We start from the raw sequence: 21867 nt of genomic DNA on the forward strand, positions 1-21867 counted from the left end.
TCCCAGCGAAAGCTGGGATCTAAGGCCCCCTAAATCCGCGTCCGGAACGGCGTAAAGTCCGTCCCCTCATCATAGACGTCCAGCCCCTCGGCGCGCTTCAGGCTGTTCACCACCAGATAGGTCAAGGGCGTCAGCACCGCTTCCCACGTCACCTTCAATATCCAGTTGGTGGCCATCACCGTCAGCACCTGCGCATTGCTCCACACGCCAACAAAGGCCAGCGGATAGAAAAGCAGGCTGTCCACTCCCTGCCCCACGATCGTCGACCCGATCGTCCGCATCCACAGATGCTTGCCCTGCGTCAGCAGCTTCATCTTGGCCAGCACGAAACTGTTGGCAAACTCCCCCGCCCAAAACGCAGCTAGCGAAGCAAAGACGATGCGCCATGTATTGCCGAACACCGCCTCATAGGCCTTTTGGTCCGGCCAGCCTTCCGCCGGAGGCAGCTTCACCACCACCCAGCTCATCAGCGCCATGAACAGCATCGCGCCGAAGCCAGCCCAAACGCATCGGCGGGCACGGGCGTAACCATAGACCTCGGTCAGCACGTCCCCCAGCACATAGCCAAGCGGAAAGAAAAGAATGCCTGCGCCAAATGTGAAGCCGCCAACCGTCGACAGCTTCGCCGCCCCGATCAGGTTCGACAGCAGCAATATGGCGACGAACGCCGCGATGAAGAAATCGAAATAGCGCATCGGCCGCCCAGAGAGCGCCTGTGCATCGATTTTCCGAACCCCCAAATCGGTCATGCGCCCTTGCATATCGGCTGCCCAAGCAAATGCAATGGCAGGCATGATTGCGCGCGGGCACAAGCCCCGCTATCGAAGCGCCGATGCGGCCCCGTAGCTCAGCTGGATAGAGCATTCGCCTTCTAAGCGAATGGTCACAGGTTCGAATCCTGTCGGGGTCGCCATCTTCCCTACAAGCGCCAGCCGAACAGCAGCATCAATAACCCGGCGATCAGGATCGCCGCCGCCAGAAATCCCCAGCCAAAATCCAAGCCGTTCCTATTCGCCATCGAGCGGACTGTCTTGTGGCCGCGCCCGCATCAGCAGGTCGTCGGTCACCGTCATGGTGAAGATTGGATCCGCATCAGGCGGCACTTCCGCAATCGCATCGACAAAGGCGGCACGCGTTTCCGGCTCATCATAGACCATCTTCTGGTCGAAAGCCGCCCGCCATGTCTGTTCATCCGGCCACTCCGCATAGCCGACAAAGCGCCCATCGGCATCCCGGTGGAGCCGTGAACCGAAGCTGCCATATTTTTCGCGGATCAGGTCAGTCCCGCGCCGCCACGCCGCGCGGAACTGATCTTCTTTTCCCGGATGCACCCGCCACCAATAGACCGCGACGAACATCGCATCTCTCCTTTGTGGAGAGAATGATGCAGCGGGGAAGAGGTTGCGAGCACCCTCCCATTAGGACCGAGCTTCTGCCACATCCCGTTCGTGTCGAGCGAAGTCGAGACACTCTATGCTAGGCTTCTCGACTTCGCTCGAAGCGAACGGAGGTTATCCCTTACTGGATCAGAGAACCGACTGCCCGGTCTTCTCCCAGTCCGCCAAGAAGCCCGCAATCCCCTTGTCGGTCAGCACATGGTTGAACAGGGCCTTGATCACCGAAGGCGGCGCGGTCATCACGTCGGCGCCGATCTTCGCGCTTTCCAGCACATGGACAGGATGCCGAACGCTCGCCACCAGAATCTCGGTGTCGAACGCATAATTGTCGTAGATCAGGCGGATATCCTCGATCAGCTGCATGCCATCAAAGCCGTTATCGTCATGCCGCCCAACGAAAGGCGAGATGAAGCTCGCGCCCGCCTTGGCCGCCAGCAGCGCCTGATTGGCCGAGAAGCACAGCGTGACGTTCACCATTACGCCATCACTGGTCAGCGCCTTGCAGGTCTTGAGGCCGTCGATGGTCAGCGGCACCTTGATGCAGACATTGTCCGCGATCTTCCGCAGCACGGCGGCTTCCTTCATCATCGTCTCATGGTCGAGTGCGACGACTTCGGCGGAAACGGGGCCATCGACGATGCCGCAGATTTCCTCGACCACTTCCATGAACTTGCGGCCTGATTTGTGGATCAGCGACGGATTGGTCGTCACGCCGTCCAGCAGGCCAGTCGCGGCAAGGTCGCGGATTTCGTTGGTGTCGGCGGTATCGACGAAGAACTTCATGGGTCTGCTCCGGGGCGGGATGTGCGAATCGGCTCCCCTTTAGCGGCTGATCGCCGGTTTAGCCATTATTGCCAGCGGCGGGCTTTACGGAAACAGGTCCGTAACATTATGAGCGCTACACCGTTCCAAGGATTCCGCATGCCCGTTCCCACGCCCGGCCGCAGCGCTCTGGCAGCGCTCGCGCTCATTTTACTCGCCTTCAGCCCCGCTGCGCAGGCGGCCGAAGAGGAAACGCAGCTATGGCTCGGCGCATCGGCAACGATGAAGGCCAGCCCTCACAACATCGTCCTGATCGACATCGGCCACCGCTTCCGTCGCGATGAATCGGGCGGCGAACAGCAACTCGCCCGCATCGCGCTAGATCATGCGCTTGCTAAAGATGTCCAGATCGGCGGCGGCTTGGCCTTCTTCCATTCCGGTCCTGAACAGGAATTGCGCACGTTCCAGCAGTTGACCCTCACCCACGGCATCTGGCAAAGCCGCACCCGGCTGGAGCAGCGCTTCTTCGACACGACTGACGAAGCAAGCTGGCGGCTACGGCAGCGAGTGCAGGCCTCCATTCCACTGGACGCCGCGAAAAAATGGACGCTGGTCGCAGCAGGCGAGCTCTTCTTCCACCTGAACCGGGCCAAGCCGAGCGACAAGACCGGCCTTGCCGTCATGCGCCAGCAAGCCGGGCTGCGCCACGCGCTCAGCAAGTCCATCGATATCCAGGCACTCTATATGCGCCAGCAGACCTTCCGCGACGACCGGCCCGACGCGGTCGCCCATATTCCCTGGCTGACGCTCAGCTGGAAAATCTGAACGCGCCACCTTGCCTCGCGCCCTTGAAGCGATAGGGAGAGGCGGATGAGTTCGCGCGCCCGTGTCATCCTGCTGAACGCCGCCCTTGGGCCGCTCGACTATCGCGTGCCCCATGGCATGAACGCGCAGCCGGGCAGCATCATCGTAGCGCCACTCGGCCCACGGCAAATCATCGGCGTGGTGTGGGATGAGGACAGCTTCCCCGAAGTCGAAAGCGTTGGCGACAACCGCCTGCGCAACATCGTGGGACCCGTGGACGCGCCGCCGATCCCCGAAACCCTCCGCCGCCTGATCGAATGGACGGCGGACTATTATCTCGCCCCCATCGCCTCGGTCCTGCGCATGACGCTGGCATCCATGTCGGCGCTGGAAGGCGCGCGCACCATCATCGAATATCGCGCCACCGGCGACCTGCCGGACCGCATGACCGAACAGCGCGCCCAGGCCATGGAGCGCATAGGCGATCGGCAAGGGCTGATCCGCGAACTGGCGCTGATCGGCGGTGTCAGCGACGCCGTCATCCGTGGTCTGGTAAAGGCAGGCGCCTTCGAAGCGGTGGAAGTGAGCATCGACACGCCCTTCCCCCGGCCCGACCCCGACCATGCCCCGCCCCAACTATCCGACGGCCAAGCCAACGCCGCCGCCGAGTTCGTGGACGCGGTGCGCCAGCGCGACTTCGCCCCTTTCCTGCTCGACGGCGTCACTGGCTCCGGCAAGACCGAAGTCTATTTCGAAGCCATCGCCGCAGCCATCCGCGAAGGACGGCAAGTGCTGGTCCTCCTGCCCGAGATCGCGTTGACCGAACCCTTCCTCGAACGCTTCGAAAAGCGCTTCGGCACCGTCCCCATCAGCTGGCACAGCGGCCTGCGCCAATCCGAACGTCGCCGCGCCTGGCGTGCCATCGCCTCAGGTGAAGCAGCGGTCGTCGTCGGCGCCCGCTCGGCCCTCTTCCTCCCCTATCCCAATCTCGGCCTCATCGTCGTCGATGAAGCGCATGAGGCAAGTTTCAAGCAGGAAGACGGCGTCCACTACCACGCCCGCGACGTGGCGGTGATGCGCGGCCTCATGGAAAAATTCCCTGTCATCCTCGCATCGGCCACACCGGCCATCGAAACGCGGCATCAGGTCGAACTTGGCCGCTATCGCGAAATCAAGCTGCCCTCTCGTTTCGGCGGCGCGGAAATGCCTGGCATAGAGGGCATCAACCTCCTCACCGATCCACCAGAACGCGGACGCTGGATCGCGCCGCCCCTCATCCGCGCGATTGATGAGACGATGGAGAAGGGCGAACAAAGCCTGCTCTTCCTCAACCGCCGGGGCTATGCGCCGCTCACCCTGTGCCGCCATTGCGGCTATCGCTTCCAATGCCCCAATTGCACCGCATGGATGGTCGAACATCGGCTGACCAAGCGCCTCGCCTGCCACCATTGCGGCCATGTCATCCCCTCGCCGCGCTTTTGCCCGGAGTGCAAGGAAGAGGACAGTCTCGTCGCCTGCGGTCCCGGCGTGGAACGCATCGCGGATGAAGTGAAGACGCTCTGGCCACAGGCACGCACCGCCATCGTCACCTCCGACACGCTCTGGTCCCCCGCCAAGGCCGCCGAGTTCGTGAAGTCGGTCGAGGCAGGCGCGGTCGACATCATCATCGGCACCCAGCTGGTGACGAAGGGCTATCACTTCCCCAACCTGACGCTGGTGGGGGTGATCGACGCCGACCTCGGCCTTGAAGGCGGCGACTTGCGCGCATCCGAACGCACCTTCCAGCAGATCGTCCAGGTAGCGGGCCGGGCAGGCCGGGGGCAGAAACCGGGCCGAGTCTTCATCCAGACCCGCATGCCCGAATCAGAAGTCATCAAGGCCCTCATCGCAGGCGATTCTGAACGCTTCTATGAGGTGGAGACAGAGAATCGCCGCCGCGCCAACGCCCCGCCCTTCGGCCGCTTCGCCGCGATCATCGTCTCCAGTGAGGATGCCGATGAAGCCGCGCAGGTCGCCCGCCTGATCGGCAAGTCCGCCCCGCTGATCGACGGCATGCGCGTCTATGGCCCCGCCCCCGCGCCACTCTCCGTCCTGCGCGGCCGCCACCGCCATCGCCTGCTGATCCATGCCAGCCGCCAGATCGACGTGCAGGCGGCAATCCGCGAATGGCTGGACAATATCAACTGGAAATCAGGGACGCGGGTCGCGGTGGATGTCGATCCCTACAGCTTCATGTGATGGCCTGAACGCCCATGGAAAGCCCCTGCGTTAACATCTGCAAGCTGGACAAGGCAGACCGCATCTGCACCGGCTGCGGCCGGACGGTTCAGGAAATCGCCCGCTGGCGCGGCATGAGCGAAGCGGAGCGCCGCGCGATCATGGAACGGCTGAAAAGGTCAAGAAGCTAAGAACACATTCCCCTCCCGCAAGCGGGAGGGGTTAGGGGTGGGCGCGAGCAAAGCGAGCTTCAAGGTTCGCCATTGAAGAACACCGCCGATGTTGCAAGGCCCACGGCCGGCCCTTCAAAGGAGTCACGTGCCTCGTTTGAACGCTCGCGGGAGGGGAGTATCTTCACTCTCCCCCACGTTCCCGCTCCAACAAAGCCTTTTTCCGCTCCAACCCATAGGCATAGCCACCAAGGCTACCATCACTCCGCAACACCCGGTGGCAGGGAATAATCACAGCCAACCCATTATCCCCACAAGCCGTCCCCGCAGCCCGCACTGCCCCCGGCCGCCCAATCGCCGCCGCGATCTCGCCATAGCTCCGCGTCTCTCCCGCCGGAATCGCCCTCAACGCCGCCCAGACCGCCTGCTGGAAAGCCGTGCCATTCACATCCATCGGCAAATCCAAAGGCTCAGCCGGATTCTCGATCAACCGCACCACCTGCCCCGCCAACGCTTCCAGCGCCGCATCTCCCGGCACGATTTCCGCCTTGGGAAAGCGCCGCCGCAGATCACCCTCATCCTCATCAAAGCTGATCCGGCAGAGCCCCTTGGCCGTCGCCGCCACCAGCACAGGCCCAAGACTCGACCCCACCACAACGTATCGGATCGCAACGCCGCGCCCGCCATCCTTCCACGCACTCGGCGTCATGCCCAAATGCCGATCCGCATCGGCATAGGCCCGGCTCGGCGCATTATAGCCCGCGTCATAGATCGCGCTGGTCACGCTCCCTCCTCCCTCCAAAGCCGTCTTCAGCCGCTCAGCCCTCAGCGACCGCGCATAAGCAGCAGGCGTCAGGCCCGTATCCCGCTTGAACAGCCGATGGAAATGATGCGGTGCATAGCCCGCATGCGCTGCGACCTCGTCCAATGAGGGCACTGCCTCGCACCCGGCAATGAAAGCCTTGGCTGCGTCAACCGCCAACCGATCCCGCCCGACCTCATCCGGCCGACAACGCAGACAGGCGCGAAAGCCCGCCGCCCTCGCCGAAGCAGGATCGGGCAAGAAGATCATATTCTCCCGCCGGGGATGCCGCGCCGCGCAGCTTGGCTTGCAATAAATGCCGGTCGTCAGCACCGCGCCCACAAACTGCCCATCCACGTCCCGATCGCGCCGCTGGAACGCGTTCCAGCAGGCATCGTCATCCATCGGTAGCGGAGTCGAGGCGGAAACTTCGGTCATCTGGTTCATGCATATGGGATAACAGGCGCGATCGGGCCAGCCTTCCCGCCACTTGCGCTCAAAGCATTTCCCGATTGCCTCAGCCAGACTTTACCATATGAATGCGCCGCATCATGGTCGAATTCTTCCGCCCCCTATGCCTTTTGCTCGCCCTCGCCTTGCCCGCGACAGCGCGCGCCGAACAGCAGGACATCGCCGCCGCCGCGCGCGGCGTTGTCCGCATCGCCATCGTGGCGACGGACGGCAGTGAGGCCTATTTCGTCGGCCATGGCAGCGGCTTTGCCGTCGCGCCGGATAAGGTGCTGACCAATGCCCATGTCGTCGAACTGACCCGCGAAGAAAAGAACCTCGTCATCGGCGTCGTCCCTTCCGAAGGCCGCAAAAGCTACGGCGGCCGCGTCATCGCCTATTCCCCAGGCAACGACCTCGCGCTCATCCAGCTTGAGGAAGGCCACCTGCCCGTCAGCACCTTCTACGCGGGCGCCGTCAGCGATGGGCAGCATGTGACCGCGATCGGCTATCCCGGCACGGTCGATCGGGCGCAGGGCCTTGGCCTCAAGGAAATGGTAGAACCGCTCGGCACGGTAAAGACCAGCGGCAACGTGTCGTCGGGCCGGTCAAGCCACAGCTTCGACACCATCCTCCACACCGCCCCTCTCGCAGCCGGGAACAGCGGCGGGCCGCTCGTCGATGATTGCGGCCGGGTGCTGGGCGTCAACAGCTTCGGGTCCATCTCGGACGGCAATGATGCCGAGTTCGGTTTCGCCGTGTCCTGGCGCGAGGTAGCCTCTTTCCTCCGGCAGGCAGGCGTTTCCTCCCTGCGTACCGTCGTTCCCTGCCGCTCCATGGCCGAAGCCGACGCCGCAGACGCCGCGCTCACCCAGCGCGCAGCGCAGCAAAGCGAGCAGTCGGAGCGCGCCCGCGCCGACGCGCGCGAAGCCGCGCTTGGCAAGGCGCGCGACGCGGCGGAACGCGAAGTCATCTCCGGCCGCGAAAATGCGATGGCGGGCGCGGCCGTGCTTCTGGCGCTGGCAGTGCTTGGCCTCGGCGCGGGCGGCCTCTTCTACAGCCAGGGCCGCGAACGCCGCGCGACATGGTCGCTCGCGGGCGGCGGCATCTTGCTGTTGGGCGCCGTCGCGCTGTTCCTGCTGCGGCCGAGCTTCTCCAGCGTGGATGAGCGCGTGAAACTGCCCGACGACGGCAGGGTGGCGGGCAACCATGCCTATGCGTGGGAAGGCGACAATGTCTGCGCGATCGACCTCAACCGCAGTCGCCTCACCGTGTCGGAGGCCAACGACATCTCCTTCAACTGGACCGGCACCGGCTGCGTCAACGGCAACAGCCAATATGTCAGCGCAGGCAATGAATGGGAACGCGCCGCCGTCCCGGATTCGGGCAACTTCATCACCGTCAGCCGCTTCGACCCGGCAACGGGCACCTTACGCGTCCAGCGCTGGCTGCCGGATGGCGATGCGATGGACAAGGCTCGCGCCTTGCTGAAGGACGGCCCGATCAAGGCGTGTGGAACCGATCCCGATCTGCTCGCCCGGATCGCCGCCCTGCGAAGCGATCTTGCCTCCCTGCTGCCCGCGCAGCCCAACGAACGCCTGGTCTATCATTGCCGCAAGGGCCGCCTCGCTCCCCCCGACCCCGCAAACTGATCAAAATCGCGCGGCGGAAAGCGCCGTCTAATCGTCTCCATTCCATCCTTGCGACGGAATCGCGTTCCATGACTTGCATAGTCATAAAGCCGCTGCTAACCGGCCGGGCAACAGGGGATCGGGACGGATAAGACCGCGCCCCTCTTTTCGCATGACCGGCAAATCAAGTGCCAGTGACAGAAATTGGAGGACGGTAAGCGCGTGGAGACTACCGGCGGCATTCAGGCTAGCCTCAGCGGACGCTACGCGCTTGCGCTGTTCGATCTGGCCCGCGACGGCAACGCCCTCGACACCGTGGCGGCCAGCCTCGGTGCGATCAAGGCGGCGATCGCCGAATCGGCTGATTTCAAAAGCCTCATCAACAATCCGGTGCTGAGCCGCGAAGCGTCTGGAAAGACCATTGCGGCGGTGGCAGCATCCATCGGCATCGACGCGCTGACGACGAAGTTCCTGGGCGTCCTCGCCGCGAACCGCCGCCTGTCGCAGCTGCCCGCCGTCATCCGCGCCTATGAAACGCTGCTGTCGAATCACAAGGGCGAAGTCCGCGCGGAAGTGACCAGCGCGCATCCGCTCGATTCGAACCAGATCACCGCGCTTGCGCAAAACCTCCGCACCCGCGTCGGCCGCGACGTCGCGCTCGAAGCCAAGGTCGATCCCGCGATCCTGGGCGGGCTGGTCGTCAAGATCGGCAGCCAGATGATCGATTCCTCCATCCGCACCCGTTTGAATAGTCTCGCCCAGGCGATGAAAGGCTGAACATGGATATCAACGCCGCAGAAATTTCGAAGGTCATCAAGGACCAGATCGCCAATTTCGGCACCGAAGCGCAGGTGAGCGAAGTCGGTTCCGTGCTGACCGTGGGTGACGGCATCGCCCGCGTCCATGGCCTCGACAACGTCCAGGCGGGCGAAATGGTCGAGTTCGCCAATGGCGTGCAGGGCATGGCGCTCAACCTCGAAGCCGACAATGTTGGCGTCGTGATCTTCGGCTCGGACGCCGAAATCAAGGAAGGCGACACCGTCAAGCGTACCGGCACCATCGTCGACGTTCCGGTCGGCAAGGGTCTGCTGGGTCGCGTGGTCGACGGCCTCGGCAACCCCATCGATGGCAAGGGCCCGATCCAGTATACCGAGCGCAAGCGCGTTGAAGTCAAGGCGCCGGGCATCATCCCCCGCAAGTCGGTGCACGAGCCCGTGCAGACCGGCCTGAAGGCGATCGACGCCCTCGTCCCCGTCGGCCGTGGCCAGCGCGAACTCATCATCGGCGACCGTCAGACCGGCAAGACCGCCGTCGCGATCGATACCTTCATCAACCAGAAGGGCATCAACGCGGGCGACGACGAAGGCAAGAAGCTTTACTGCATCTACGTCGCCATCGGCCAGAAGCGCTCGACCGTCGCGCAGATCGTCAAGCAGCTCGAAGAAAATGGCGCGATGGAATATTCGATCGTCGTCGCCGCGACCGCTTCGGAACCCGCTCCGCTCCAGTATCTGGCGCCCTACACCGGCGTCACCATGGGCGAATTCTTCCGCGACAACGGCATGCACGCCGTGATCGTCTATGACGATCTGTCCAAGCAGGCCGTCGCCTATCGTCAGATGTCGCTGCTGCTGCGTCGTCCTCCGGGCCGCGAAGCCTATCCGGGCGACGTTTTCTATCTCCACAGCCGCCTGCTGGAACGCGCTGCGAAGATGAACGACGCCAATGGCAATGGTTCGCTGACCGCGCTGCCGATCATCGAAACGCAGGCGGGCGACGTGTCGGCCTATATTCCGACCAACGTGATCTCGATCACCGACGGCCAGATCTTCCTCGAAACCAACCTCTTCTACCAGGGCATCCGTCCGGCCATTAACGTGGGCCTCTCGGTGTCGCGCGTCGGCTCCGCCGCGCAGACCAAGGCGATGAAGAAGGTGTCCGGCTCGATCAAGCTGGAGCTGGCGCAGTATCGCGAAATGGCGGCCTTCGCCCAGTTCGGTTCGGACCTCGACGCTTCGACCCAGAAGCTGCTGAACCGCGGTGCGCGCCTCACTGAGCTGCTGAAGCAGGCCCAGTTCTCGCCCCTGCCCTTCGAAGAGCAGACTGCGTCGATCTTCGCTGGCACCAACGGCTATCTCGACAGCGTCGCCGTCAAGGACGTGACGCGTTATGAAGAGCTGATGCTCGCCTATCTGCGGCACGACCATGCCGATGTTCTGGCGGCCATCCGTGACAGCAAGGATCTTGGCGACGACGCCAAGGCCAAGCTGAAGGCCGCGCTCGACAGCTTCGGCAAGACCTTCGCCTAATATTTAGCCGTCACCCCAGCGAAAGCTGGGGTCTCAGGCCGGATAGGTCCGACCTGACGGCCTGAGATGCCAGCCTTCGCTGGCATGACGGAACAGGATTAAACGAGACGGTATATGGCCAGCCTCAAGGAACTGAAGATCCGCATCGGGTCGGTTAAATCGACCCAGAAGATCACCAAGGCGAAGCAGATGGTCGCCGCCGCGAAGCTGCGCAAGGCGCAGGCTGCCGCCGAAGCCGCGCGCCCCTATTCCAGCCGCCTGGAAGCCGTCGTCGCCAGCCTCGCGTCGAAGATCGCGGGCGGTTCCGGCGAAGGCGCTTCGCCGCTGCTCGCTGGCACCGGCAAGGATGAGGTTCACCTGCTGGTCGTCGCCAACTCCGACCGTGGCCTTGCGGGCGCGTTCAACGCGAACATCGTCAAGGCGGCGCGCGCCAAGGCAGACGAGCTGATCCAGCAGGGCAAGACCGTGCGCTTCTACCTGATCGGCCGCAAGGGCCGTCCGGTCATCAACCGCACCTTCCCCGGCATGATCGTCGCACAGTTCGACACGACCGGCGCGAAGGAGCCGGGCTATGCTCAGGCCGAAGCTATCGCGCATGAGCTGACCGACATGTATCTGAACGGCAAGTTCGACGTAGCGCATCTCTTCTTCTCGCGCTTCAAGTCGGCCCTCGCCCAGATTCCGACGGAGCAGCAGATCATCCCGGTCAAGATCCCCGAAGACGCGGATCGCAACGCTATCCCCGCGACGGTCGAATATGAACCGAGCGAAGAAGCGATCCTCGACGACCTGCTGCCGCGCAACATCACGGTGCAGATTTTCAAGGCGCTGCTGGAAAACAACGCGTCCGAACAGGGTGCATCGATGACCGCCATGGACAATGCGACCCGCAACGCAGGCGACCTCATCAACAAGCTGACCATTCAGTATAACCGCAGCCGCCAGGCCGCGATCACCACCGAACTGGTCGAAATCATCTCGGGCGCAGAAGCCCTCTAAGATCACGCACGCAAGGAAGCAGTCATGGCAACCACCAACAATGTAGGCCGCATTTCGCAGGTCATCGGCGCTGTCGTCGACGTGACCTTCCCCGATGCGCTCCCCGCGATTCTCTCGGCGCTGGAAACCAGCAACAACGGCAACCGCCTTGTTCTGGAAGTCGCCCAGCATCTGGGTGAAAACACCGTCCGCACCATCGCGATGGACTCGACCGAAGGTCTGACCCGTGGTCAGGAAGTGACCGACACCGGCGCACAGATCAGCGTTCCCGTCGGCCCGGCCACGCTCGGCCGCATCCTGAACGTCGTTGGCGAACCGATCGACGAACGCGGCCCGGTCGCGACCACGCTGACCGCGCCGATCCACGCCAAGGCTCCCGAGTTCGTCGATCAGTCGACGGAAAGCTCGATCCTCGTCACCGGCATCAAGGTCATCGACCTTCTCGCCCCCTACGCAAAGGGCGGCAAGATCGGCCTGTTCGGCGGCGCGGGCGTCGGTAAGACCGTCCTCATCCAGGAACTGATCAACAACATCGCAAAGGGCCATGGCGGCACCTCCGTGTTCGCGGGCGTCGGCGAGCGTACTCGTGAGGGCAACGATCTTTATCACGAATTCCTCGACGCTGGCGTTATCGCCAAGGACGCCGATGGCAACGCGATCAGCGAAGGTTCCAAGGTGGCGCTGGTTTATGGCCAGATGAACGAGCCCCCGGGCGCCCGTGCACGCGTCGCCCTGTCGGGCCTCACCATCGCGGAATATTTCCGCGACCAGGAAGGGCAGGACGTGCTGTTCTTCGTCGACAACATCTTCCGCTTCACCCAGGCGGGCGCGGAAGTGTCGGCTCTGCTCGGCCGTATTCCTTCGGCCGTGGGCTATCAGCCGACCCTGTCGACCGACATGGGCGCTCTCCAGGAGCGGATCACCTCGACGAACAAGGGTTCCATCACCTCGGTTCAGGCCGTCTACGTTCCCGCGGACGACTTGACCGACCCGGCGCCTGCAACCTCCTTCGCGCACTTGGACGCCACCACCGTTCTCAACCGCGCCATTTCGGAACTCGGCATCTATCCGGCGGTCGATCCGCTGGACTCGACCAGCCGCGTTCTCGAACCCCGCACCGTGGGCCAGGAACATTACGACACGGCTCGCGCTGTCCAGTCGATCCTGCAGAAGTACAAGTCGCTTCAGGATATCATCGCGATCCTGGGCATGGACGAGCTGTCGGAAGAAGATAAGCTCACCGTCGCCCGCGCCCGCAAGATCCAGAAGTTCCTGTCGCAGCCCTTCCACGTCGCCGAAGTCTTCACCGGCATCTCGGGCAAGTTCGTCCAGATCGAAGACACGGTGAAGTCGTTCAAGGCTGTGGTCGAAGGCGAATATGACCACCTGCCCGAAAACGCCTTCTACATGGTCGGCGGCATCGACGAAGCCATCGAAAAGGCGAAGAAGCTGGCTGCGGAAGCGGCGTAAGCTTCCAAATGTTTCCCCTCCCGCAGGCGGGAGGAGATTAAGGGGTGGGCCGCGAGCGCAGCGAGCTCCTGACCTATCCCGAAGCGTTGCAGGCGATTGCTAACGCAATCGCACCCACCCCTGCCCCTCCCTTGAAAGGGAGGGGGGAGAGATACAGATGGCACTGCATTTCGAACTCGTGACCCCCGAAAAGCTCGTCCGCTCGGAAGAGGTCTATCAGGTCGTCGTCCCCGGCACCGATGGCGACTTCGGCGTGCTGGAAGGCCACGCGCCGTTCATGTCCACCGTCCGCGACGGCGCGATCCAGATCTTCGCCAGCGCGGGCGCCGCGCCCGAAATCATCCCCGTCCAGGGCGGCTTCGCTGAAGTCAATGAAAAGGGCCTGACCGTCCTCGCCGAGCATGCGGGCTGAAGCAGCTAAGGCGATCCCGCCAATAAATTAAAAGGCCGCCTCCCAACAGGAGCGCGGCCTTTTCCTATCAGGGGGCAGGCTGACCCCCACATAGGTCACCAAGCCACCTTGCTCAGCGCCATTAGCCATTTGTCAAAGTTTCCGCCTTATTCACCATTGCAGCCAATTCGGATCAGCCTGTTCCGGCAGGGAAATCCTACGATATCGCGGCGGAGAATTATGAGCGCGTTTGGACGGAAAAATGGACCTGCCGGCATCAAGCCGGGATTCGGTGTAGCCCGGCCAATGCAGGGCGGCGCCCCGCGTGAGGAAGCGCGAGGCGGAGACCAGTTCCCCCCGCTAGACATGGCTCCCCTGCCCGCCGCCGACACCCCAATCGATCCGCTGTCCGCGCCCACCAGCCAGATGCAACGCAACGCCGACGCCTTGCAGCGCTTGTCCGATCGCGCCAACGCCGAGCATGTCGCCGATGCGGGGCCGCAAGGCTTCGAAGCGTCAGTCCACAAGATCAAGGAACAGGTCCTCCCCCGCCTTCTCGAGCGCGTCGACCCCGAAGCCGCCGCGACGCTCAGCAAGGATGAACTGGCCGAGGAATTCCGCCCGATCATCATGGAGGTGCTGGCAGAGCTCAAGCTCACCCTCAACCGCCGCGAACAATTCGCGCTGGAAAAGGTGCTGGTCGATGAACTGCTCGGCCTCGGCCCGCTAGAGGAGCTGCTGGCCGACCCCGAGGTCACCGACATCATGGTCAACGGCCCGGAACAGACCTATATCGAAAAGAAGGGCAAGCTCCAGATCGCGCCCATCAAGTTCCGCGATGAGGAGCATCTGTTCCAAATCGCCCAGCGCATCGTGAACAAGGTCGGCCGCCGCGTCGATCAGACCACGCCGCTGGCCGACGCCCGCCTGCCCGACGGCAGCCGCGTCAACGTCATCGTGCCCCCGCTCTCGCTGCGGGGCACCGCCATCTCGATCCGTAAATTTTCGGCCAAGCCGATCACCATCGACATGCTCGCCCAATGGGGCGCGATGAGCCCGAAGATGGCCACCGCGCTCAAGATCGCTGGCGCATCGCGCATGAACATCGTGATTTCGGGCGGCACCGGCTCGGGCAAGACCACGATGCTCAACGCCCTGTCGAAGATGATCGACCCGGGCGAGCGCGTCCTGACGATCGAGGACGCGGCCGAACTCCGCCTGCAACAGCCGCACTGGCTCCCGCTCGAAACCCGCCCTCCGAACCTGGAGGGGCAAGGCGCCATCACCATCGGCGACCTCGTCAAGAACGCCCTGCGTATGCGTCCTGACCGCATCATCCTGGGCGAAATTCGTGGCGCGGAATGTTTCGACCTGCTCGCCGCGATGAACACGGGCCATGACGGCTCCATGTGCACGCTCCACTCCAACAGCCCGCGCGAGTGCCTGGGCCGTATGGAAAACATGATCCTGATGGGCGACATCAAGATCCCGAAGGAAGCCATCTCCAAGCAGATCGCCGACTCCGTCGACCTTATCGTACAGGTAAAGCGTCTGCGCGACGGTTCGCGCCGCGTCACCAACATCACCGAAGTCATCGGCATGGAAGGCGACGTCATCGTCACGCAGGAACTGTTCAAGTTCGAATATCATGACGAGGATGACAGCGGTAAAATCGTTGGCGAATACCGCTCCATGGGCCTGCGCCCCTACACGCTCGACAAGGCGCGCCAGTTCGGTTTCGACCAGCCTTTCCTGGAAGCCTGCCTCTGATCTTGTCATCAGGATAGCGGCGGAACGACCGCCGCTACATTTTCAAAGGCGGGTCGATAATTATCATGGGGTGGTTGCGTCATCCTGTCCGCCGGTTAAAGCAACCCGCGTGCAACCCCCCGCCCCCATCAGCCCCCCGGAAGAACTTCCGCCACCGCCATCTGCGCGTGACGAACATGCGCTGACGGGTATCGGCCTGCGTCTGCTGGCGATGTTGTTCATGGCGGTCATGTTTGCCCTGGGCAAGCTTGTGGGCACGCGGGGCGTCAGCCTGGTCGAGCTGATCTTCTACCGCCAGGCGCTCGCTCTGCCGCTTATCGTCACCTGGGTTGCTATGACCGATGGCCTTGCCTCTGTCCGCACGAACAGGCTGGGCGCGCATGTCAGCCGGACTGTGCTCGGCCTTACCGGCATGGTCCTTAATTTCGGCTCCTATCTGCTTCTTCCGCTGACCGAAGCCACCGCGATCGGCTTCACCATGCCCATCTTCGCCACGCTGCTGTCGGCCATCCTTTTGCGCGAAGCGACCGGCCCCCACCGCTGGGCTGCCATCATGCTGGGCTTTGTCGGGATCATCGTCATGGTCCGCCCTGATGGCGCGCATTTCCCGCCGTTCGGCCTTGCCATCGCGTTGTCCGCCGCCATCATCACGGCCTGCATCGGCTTGCTGTTGCGCGACCTTGGCCGCACCGAAAAGACCGGCGTCATCGTATTCTGGTTCACCATCCTGTCCGTGCCGCCGCTGGGTATCCTGATGCTGTTCGTCGGGAAGGCGCACGATCCCATGACCTGGGCCATGCTCGTCGGCGTCGGGCTGACAGGCGGTATTGCGCAGCTCTGCATGACCGGCGCCCTTCGCCATGCGCCTGTCTCCGTGGTACTGCCGATGGACTACAGCACCATCATCTGGTCCACGCTGCTAGGCCTCCTGATCTGGGGCGAATGGCCGATGCACACCACATGGGTAGGAGCAGCGTTAATCATCGCCAGCGGCCTCTACATTGCGTGGCGGGAGCATGTCCGCACCCGCCGTTTCGCTTCAGCCTAGCAATTCCGCGTCCAGGCTGATCTGCGCGTTCAGCAGCTTCGACACGGGGCAATTTTCCTTGGCTTTGGCGGCCAGCTCCTGGAATTTGGCGTCGTCAGCACCGGGAATGGTCGCCTTCAGCGTCAGCTTGCTCGCCGTTATCGCAAAGCCGCCCTCCTGCTGCTCCAGCGTCACGACCGCGTTCGTTTCCATTTTCTCCGCCGTCAGCCCGGCCTCCCCCAAAATGAGAGATAGCGCCATGGTGAAGCAGGACGCATGGGCGGCGGCGATCAATTCTTCCGGATTGGACCCCGGCACCCCTTCGAACCGCATGGCATAGCCATAAGGATGCGCGTCCAAGGCGCCACTTTGCGTGGAGATCGCGCCTTTGCCTTCTTTCAGGCCGCCGCTCCATACCGCCGAACCACTGCGATTGATCTTCATGTCATCCTCCTGCGTGAAGAGTGGGAACCCCGCTGATCCTGCTCGGTTTCATCATCATAGCCTGATTCCTGTTCAGGAGGGTGACAATGACTGACCCGGCAGTGGAAAATCCCGGCGACCTGATCGCATCCGACCGGGTCGAAGGAACAGCCGTCTACAACCGCGAAGGCGAACGGTTGGGCCATATCTCCAACTTCATGGTGGAAAAGCGCAGCGGCCAGGTCCGCTACGCTGTGCTGTCCTTTGGCGGATTTCTCGGCATCGGCCATGACCATTACCCCATCCCATGGTCGATGCTGAGCTACGACACCGACAAGGGCGGCTATATCGTCGATCTGAGCAAGGAGGTGCTGGACAGCGCCCCTCGTCATCTGGCGGACACGCGGCCGGAATATGACGAGGCCTATGGCCGCAACGTCTACTCCTATTACGGCCTTATATATCCTTGGTAACAGGCGAAGTTGTTGCCCTGACGGCGCCCTTCCAATGCTGAACCCCAGATGAATCCAGTCGCCTAAATTTGGACACATTTGGTCGCTGAAGTATTGTCTACCTAAAGAATAGAATATACATTCCGCATGTAATTGGACGAGGATCAGACCATGGACCGATTCGGACATCTGGGCGATGCGCGCAATCCTGTGGTGCTGACCATACCGGGTCTCAACAACAGCGGCCCCGGTCATTGGCAAACCCTTTGGGAGGGCATGCGCGGCGATTGCGAGCGTGTCGATCTGGGCAGTTGGGCGAGCCCCAACCGCAATGCATGGGTCACCCGCCTTGATGCGGCGATCCGCGAAGTTGAAGGACCGATCATCCTGGCCGCGCACAGCCTGGGTTGCCTCGCCGTCGCCTGGTGGGGCGCGTTGCAGAGCCAGGCTTATGGCTGGCCGGTGACGGGCGCATTGCTGGTCGCCCCGCCTGATTGCGACCGGATGGAAACGCCCGAAACGATCGGCGGCTTTGGACCGACGCCACGGGCACAGCTGCCCTTCCCGTCGATCGTCGTCGCCAGCCGCAACGACCCTTATATCTTCTTCGAACGCGCCCACAGTATCGCCAAAAACTGGGGCAGCAGCTTTGTCGACGCGGGCTTTAGCGGACATATCAATGCTGAAGCCAATCTTGGCACATGGGATTTCGGCGAATCCCTGCTGGAACGGCTGGTCGACAACGCACATGAACAGGCTTCGCTCATGCGACAGATGCGGCCAGCCATTCCCCTGGCCCATCATCAACATGACCGCAAACTGGCGGCGATGCGGTTGATCGGCTGAATTCCAAAGGGGCGCGACAAGGCAAACTTGGGCGCCCTATATATTTGCTTTTTTGTCTATGGAATTAGTTGAGATAAAAGCGGGCCATGAGGTGCTTATGAGTGACAGCCCATCAACAGAATTTGCCCGCAACGGCCGCGCAGATGGCCAGCGGGCGGACATTTCCGTCAGCATCGAAAAGGTTCGCGGCGTTCTTGAAGCGCTCCGTTTCGGGTCGATCACATTGACCGTGCATGATGCCCGCGTCGTCCAGATCGACGTGACGGAAAAGACTCGTCTCACCGCCTGAAAAAGGCGGGGGCCTTTAAGGGTTGCAAAACCGAGCCGCCGGACAGGCGGTTAATGATAGGCGGCAGGGGTGGGCCGCCAACTGTCCAGTACCATTCTCAGACCATCGGTGTTGACCGGCCAACCGGAAACGCCGCGATCAACATTCACCGGACCTCCGGAAGGGGAATTTTTATGATTGCGCGTTCTCTGTTGCTCGCCGGTGTGGCGAGCGCATCCATCTTTGCGTCCAGCGTCCATGCCGAGGAAGCGCCTGCGCCAGCCGCCGACGCGGCCGAACAGCCTGCCAATCCTCGCGGCGACGTGATCATCGTCACCGCCCGCCGCCGCGCGGAAACGGCGCAGGAAGTGCCGCTGGCGATCTCCGTCATTCGCGGCGACAGCATCGAAGCGACCGGCAATTTCAACGTCGTGAAGCTTCAGCAGCTGGCCCCGACCTTGCAGGTATATACCACCAATCCCCGCAACACCTCGGTCAACATCCGTGGCCTTGGCGTCCCGTTCGGCCTCACCAGCGATGGCTTCGAGCAGGGCGTCGGCATCTATGTCGATGACGTCTACAATTCCCGCGTCGCCGCCGCGACTTTCGACTTTCTGGATGTGAACCAGGTCGAAGTGCTGCGCGGCCCGCAGGGCACGCTCTACGGCAAGAACACGACGGCGGGCGCGATCAACATCACGACCAACCAACCGACCTTCGATTTCGAAGGCCGTGCGGAACTCAGCGTCGGCAACCTCAATTACCGGCAGGCAAAGGCCGCCATCTCCGGCCCGCTTTCCGACACAGTCGCCGCCCGCCTCGCGGTCGCCGCGACCAGCCGCAGGGGCACGCTCTACAACGTCACGTCGCAGCGCTGGATCAACGAGCAGGACAATCTGGGATTGCGTGGCCAGTGGCTGTTCCAGCCCAACGACGATTTCAGCATCACCCTGTCAGGCGACTATAGCAAGCAGGACCCCGAATGCTGCGGCACCACCTTCGTCCGCGTCGGCCGCACGCAGCGCCCGCTCAACCGTCAATATGACGCTCTGGCCGCAGCGCAGGGCTATGTCGTGCCCAGCCGCAATCCCTATGACCGCCTGTCCGACCTCGACAGCAATCTGAACGCTGGCAACAAGATCGGCGGCGTTTCGGCGCGGGTGAAGTGGGATGTCGGCCCCGGCACGCTGACCTCGGTCACCGCCTGGCGCTTCTGGGATTGGAAGCCGGAGAATGACCGCGACTTCACAGGCCTGCCCATCGTCTCAAAATCGCAGAACCCCTCGCAACAGAACCAGTATAGCCAGGAATTCCGCTACAATTACGAAAGCCAGAAGATCGACTTTGTCGTCGGCCTCTTCGGCTTCAAACAGCGGATCGACACACAGGGCACCGAACAGCAGGGGGCAGCAGCCGCCAAGTGGAGCCTTGCACCCTCGGCCGATCCTTTGAATCCCGCCAACAACCCCGCGACGCTTGCGGGCCTCACCGCCAGCAACACGCAGTGGCTCAAGAGCGAGAGCGCCGCGCTGTTCGGCCAGCTCAGCTGGAAAGTCACCGATGCGCTGACGATCCAGCCCGGCCTGCGGCTCAACTACGACAAGAAGTCAGGCTTCTACCAGCGTGTAGTGACGAACGCGCTGGGACAGGCGATCAGCTGCACCACGCCACCGGCACCCGGCACGATTGCGGGCACCTCACAGCAGTGCGGCATCTATCAGCCGCAGGTAAGCGCCCCATCGGACAGCGCGTGGAACTTCACCTACGACTTCAACGTCAACTACAAGTTCGCGCGGGACGTCCTCGCCTATGCGACCTATGCCAAGAGCTTCAAGACGCTGGGCATCAACCAGAACGGCTTGCCGCTCAACCTGGACAATACGGTCAACTATGACGCCGCAACGGTGAAGCCGGAATCGGTCCAGCATTTCGAAGTCGGGCTCAAGACCCAGCTGTGGGATCGCCGCGCGACCTTCAACATCTCGGCCTTCCGCACCACGATCGAGGACTTCCAGGCGACCGTGAACGGCGGCCAGTTCGGCACCATGCGCGGCTACCTCGCCAATGCCGAAAAGGTCCGGTCGCAGGGTATCGAGGCGGACTTCAAGGTGGTCGCCAGCGACCGCTTCACCGCCTATGCCAACGCCGCCTACACCGACGCCAAGTACAAGAAGTTCACCAACGCACCCTGCCCGCCTGAACTGTCCGGTGGACCCTCGCAACCTTCCGGCGCGACGCCCGATTATTCGCAGCCGGGCGTGCCGGGCGCTGCCAGCCCTCGCCAGTGCGACATCTCCGGTCAGGACCTGCCCGGCGTGTCCAAATGGGCTTTCTCCTACGGCGCGGAATATAACATTCCGGTGACGCTGCTGGCGAAGGAAGGTCAGGTCTATCTGGGCGTCGACGGCAACTACCGCTCCCATTGGAACTCGAACGCCTCACCGTCACGCTATACCGAAGTGAAGGGCTATGCCCTCACCAACTTCCGCGCAGGCTTCCGCGGCGAGGGCTTCGATGTATTCGGCTGGGTCCGCAACGCCTTTGACGTGAACTATATCGAAAATCTTCAGGTTGCTCCCGGCAACACCGGCCTGATCGCTGGCCAGCCTGGCGATCCCCGGACTTGGGGCGGGACGATCAAATTCTCGTTCTGATCCCGTAACGATGTTCTCCCCCTGCGGGAGCGGCACAGGCCCGCCGCTCCCGCATCTTTTTCAATTCGCCATTTCCTTCTCTAATTCCACTTCGCCAAAACCGGCCCGCCACCCGATTTGCGCCCGCCACCCCACTGGGGTACATCGCCTTCATGTCCACCACCTTCACCCTCGACACCTCCACCAGCCGCGCCAATCCCACGCCCGCGCCAATGAAGCGCCTGACCGTCCCCGCCATTCAGCGCCGCAAGGTCGAGGGCAAGACGGACGAACCGCTGGTGATGCTGACCGCCTACACCGCCCGGCAGGCACAGCTCCTTGATCCCCATTGCGACATGCTGCTCGTCGGCGATTCGCTCGGCCAGGTGATCTACGGCCTGCCCTCGACCCTTGCCGTCACGCTCGACATGATGATCGCCCACGGGGCCGCTGTCGTCCGGGGCAGCTATCACAGCCTCGTCCTCGTCGACATGCCCTTCGGCAGCTACGAAGCCTCCCCCGCCCATGCCTTCGCCAGCGCCAGCCGCGTCATGGCTGAAACCGGCTGCGCAGCCGTGAAGCTGGAAGGCGGGCAAGCCATGGCGGAAACCATAGCCTTCCTTACCCAGCGTGGCATCCCCGTCATGGCCCATGTCGGCCTCACGCCTCAGGCCGTCAACGCACTGGGCGGCTATGGCGCGCGCGGCAAAAGCCAGGAAGAACATGCCAAGATCATGGACGACGCCCGCGCCGTCGCGCAGGCTGGCGCCTTCGCCGTGGTCCTTGAAGGCGTGATGGAAGACCTCGCCGTCGCCATCACCGACAGCATCGACATCCCCGTCATCGGCATCGGCGCGTCGGCCCATTGCGACGGCCAAGTGCTGGTCGCCGAGGACATGCTGGGCATGTTCGAACGCGTGCCACGCTTCGTGAAACGATACGAAAACATTGCCGAAACCATCAGCAATGCAGCCGAACGCTATGCCGTCGAAGTACGCAATCGCAGCTTTCCCACCGCAGATCAGGTCTATCGCCCCAAAAAGTGATTT

Annotated in this window: 21 protein-coding genes and 1 tRNA gene; 17 read left to right on the forward strand and 5 right to left on the reverse strand. The window is 62.8% G+C overall.

Annotation, left to right across the window (positions count from 1 at the left end):
- Positions 1–29: 29 nt before the first annotated feature.
- A complete protein-coding gene (locus ACZ51H_RS07185; RefSeq protein ID WP_464801372.1) occupies positions 30–749 on the reverse strand; it encodes a queuosine precursor transporter in 720 nt (239 codons plus the stop codon).
- Positions 750–836: 87 nt separating this feature from the next.
- Here ACZ51H_RS07185 and ACZ51H_RS07190 point away from each other — a divergent pair.
- A tRNA-Arg gene (locus ACZ51H_RS07190) sits at positions 837–913 on the forward strand.
- Positions 914–1007: 94 nt separating this feature from the next.
- On the opposite strand, the gene ACZ51H_RS07195 is transcribed toward ACZ51H_RS07190, so the two are convergent.
- Positions 1008–1358, reverse strand: a complete 351-nt coding sequence (locus ACZ51H_RS07195) for an antibiotic biosynthesis monooxygenase family protein (RefSeq protein WP_464801373.1) — start codon at positions 1356–1358, stop codon at positions 1008–1010.
- A 168-nt stretch (positions 1359–1526) separates the two neighbouring features.
- On the reverse strand, positions 1527–2180 hold the full coding sequence (gene fsa, locus ACZ51H_RS07200) for a fructose-6-phosphate aldolase (RefSeq protein WP_464801374.1): 654 nt from the start codon (positions 2178–2180) through the stop codon (positions 1527–1529).
- A gap of 138 nt (positions 2181–2318) precedes the next feature.
- On the opposite strand from fsa, the gene ACZ51H_RS07205 reads away from it, so the two are divergent.
- Genes ACZ51H_RS07205 through ACZ51H_RS07215 form a run of 3 tightly spaced genes read left to right on the forward strand, consistent with a single transcriptional unit; the run spans position 2319 to position 5371 of the window.
- Complete coding sequence (locus ACZ51H_RS07205) at positions 2319–2984, forward strand: DUF2490 domain-containing protein (protein WP_464801375.1); 666 nt, start codon at positions 2319–2321, stop codon at positions 2982–2984.
- A gap of 45 nt (positions 2985–3029) precedes the next feature.
- The gene (locus tag ACZ51H_RS07210) at positions 3030–5201 is read left to right on the forward strand and encodes a primosomal protein N' (protein WP_464801376.1); all 2172 of its coding nucleotides are present in this window, start codon (positions 3030–3032) and stop codon (positions 5199–5201) included.
- A gap of 14 nt (positions 5202–5215) precedes the next feature.
- Positions 5216–5371: a DUF1289 domain-containing protein gene (locus ACZ51H_RS07215; protein ID WP_464801377.1), complete on the forward strand. Its 156-nt coding sequence runs from the start codon at positions 5216–5218 to the stop codon at positions 5369–5371.
- Positions 5372–5534: 163 nt separating this feature from the next.
- On the opposite strand, the gene ada is transcribed toward ACZ51H_RS07215, so the two are convergent.
- Complete coding sequence (gene ada / locus ACZ51H_RS07220; protein WP_464801378.1) at positions 5535–6599, reverse strand: bifunctional DNA-binding transcriptional regulator/O6-methylguanine-DNA methyltransferase Ada; 1065 nt, start codon at positions 6597–6599, stop codon at positions 5535–5537.
- A 104-nt stretch (positions 6600–6703) separates the two neighbouring features.
- On the opposite strand from ada, the gene ACZ51H_RS07225 reads away from it, so the two are divergent.
- The 8 genes from ACZ51H_RS07225 (at position 6704) to ACZ51H_RS07260 (ending at position 16217) form a co-directional block, all read left to right on the forward strand.
- Complete coding sequence (locus ACZ51H_RS07225) at positions 6704–8251, forward strand: S1C family serine protease (protein ID WP_464801379.1); 1548 nt, start codon at positions 6704–6706, stop codon at positions 8249–8251.
- A gap of 201 nt (positions 8252–8452) precedes the next feature.
- On the forward strand, positions 8453–9007 hold the full coding sequence (locus tag ACZ51H_RS07230) for a F0F1 ATP synthase subunit delta (RefSeq protein WP_449473511.1): 555 nt from the start codon (positions 8453–8455) through the stop codon (positions 9005–9007).
- 2 nt (positions 9008–9009) lie between these two features.
- Positions 9010–10539, forward strand: coding sequence for a F0F1 ATP synthase subunit alpha (gene atpA, locus ACZ51H_RS07235; protein WP_464801380.1), 1530 nt, complete (start codon positions 9010–9012; stop codon positions 10537–10539).
- 114 nt (positions 10540–10653) lie between these two features.
- The gene (locus ACZ51H_RS07240) at positions 10654–11538 is read left to right on the forward strand and encodes a F0F1 ATP synthase subunit gamma (protein WP_464801381.1); all 885 of its coding nucleotides are present in this window, start codon (positions 10654–10656) and stop codon (positions 11536–11538) included.
- Between the two features lie 24 nt (positions 11539–11562).
- A complete protein-coding gene (gene atpD, locus ACZ51H_RS07245) occupies positions 11563–13008 on the forward strand; it encodes a F0F1 ATP synthase subunit beta (RefSeq protein WP_449473516.1) in 1446 nt (481 codons plus the stop codon).
- Between the two features lie 157 nt (positions 13009–13165).
- Complete coding sequence (locus tag ACZ51H_RS07250; RefSeq protein WP_449473518.1) at positions 13166–13420, forward strand: ATP synthase F1 subunit epsilon; 255 nt, start codon at positions 13166–13168, stop codon at positions 13418–13420.
- Between the two features lie 219 nt (positions 13421–13639).
- Positions 13640–15169, forward strand: a complete 1530-nt coding sequence (locus ACZ51H_RS07255; protein WP_464771080.1) for a CpaF family protein — start codon at positions 13640–13642, stop codon at positions 15167–15169.
- A gap of 109 nt (positions 15170–15278) precedes the next feature.
- Positions 15279–16217 (forward strand): DMT family transporter, encoded by a 939-nt coding sequence (locus tag ACZ51H_RS07260; RefSeq protein WP_464801382.1) that lies wholly within the window; start codon positions 15279–15281, stop codon positions 16215–16217.
- Here ACZ51H_RS07260 and ACZ51H_RS07265 read toward each other — a convergent pair.
- Positions 16209–16640 carry an OsmC family protein gene (locus ACZ51H_RS07265; RefSeq protein WP_196224163.1) on the reverse strand — a complete coding sequence of 144 codons (432 nt, stop codon included), beginning with the start codon at positions 16638–16640 and terminating at the stop codon, positions 16209–16211. The genes ACZ51H_RS07260 and ACZ51H_RS07265 overlap by 9 nt on opposite strands.
- Before the next feature lie 86 nt (positions 16641–16726).
- Between ACZ51H_RS07265 and ACZ51H_RS07270 the strand changes: the two genes are divergently transcribed.
- From ACZ51H_RS07270 to panB, 5 genes are all read left to right on the forward strand, one after another.
- Positions 16727–17092, forward strand: coding sequence for a PRC-barrel domain-containing protein (locus tag ACZ51H_RS07270; protein ID WP_464801383.1), 366 nt, complete (start codon positions 16727–16729; stop codon positions 17090–17092).
- Positions 17093–17242: 150 nt separating this feature from the next.
- On the forward strand, positions 17243–17917 hold the full coding sequence (locus ACZ51H_RS07275) for an RBBP9/YdeN family alpha/beta hydrolase (RefSeq protein ID WP_464801384.1): 675 nt from the start codon (positions 17243–17245) through the stop codon (positions 17915–17917).
- A 97-nt stretch (positions 17918–18014) separates the two neighbouring features.
- Positions 18015–18206 (forward strand): YezD family protein, encoded by a 192-nt coding sequence (locus ACZ51H_RS07280; protein WP_449473523.1) that lies wholly within the window; start codon positions 18015–18017, stop codon positions 18204–18206.
- Positions 18207–18379: 173 nt separating this feature from the next.
- Positions 18380–20839: a TonB-dependent receptor gene (locus tag ACZ51H_RS07285; protein ID WP_464801385.1), complete on the forward strand. Its 2460-nt coding sequence runs from the start codon at positions 18380–18382 to the stop codon at positions 20837–20839.
- A gap of 152 nt (positions 20840–20991) precedes the next feature.
- Entirely contained in the window at positions 20992–21864 is an 873-nt protein-coding gene (gene panB / locus ACZ51H_RS07290) for a 3-methyl-2-oxobutanoate hydroxymethyltransferase (RefSeq protein WP_464801386.1), read from the forward strand.
- The last annotated feature ends 3 nt before the right edge of the window (positions 21865–21867 follow it).

This window comes from Sphingobium sp. TomMM15 (assembly GCF_055397045.1).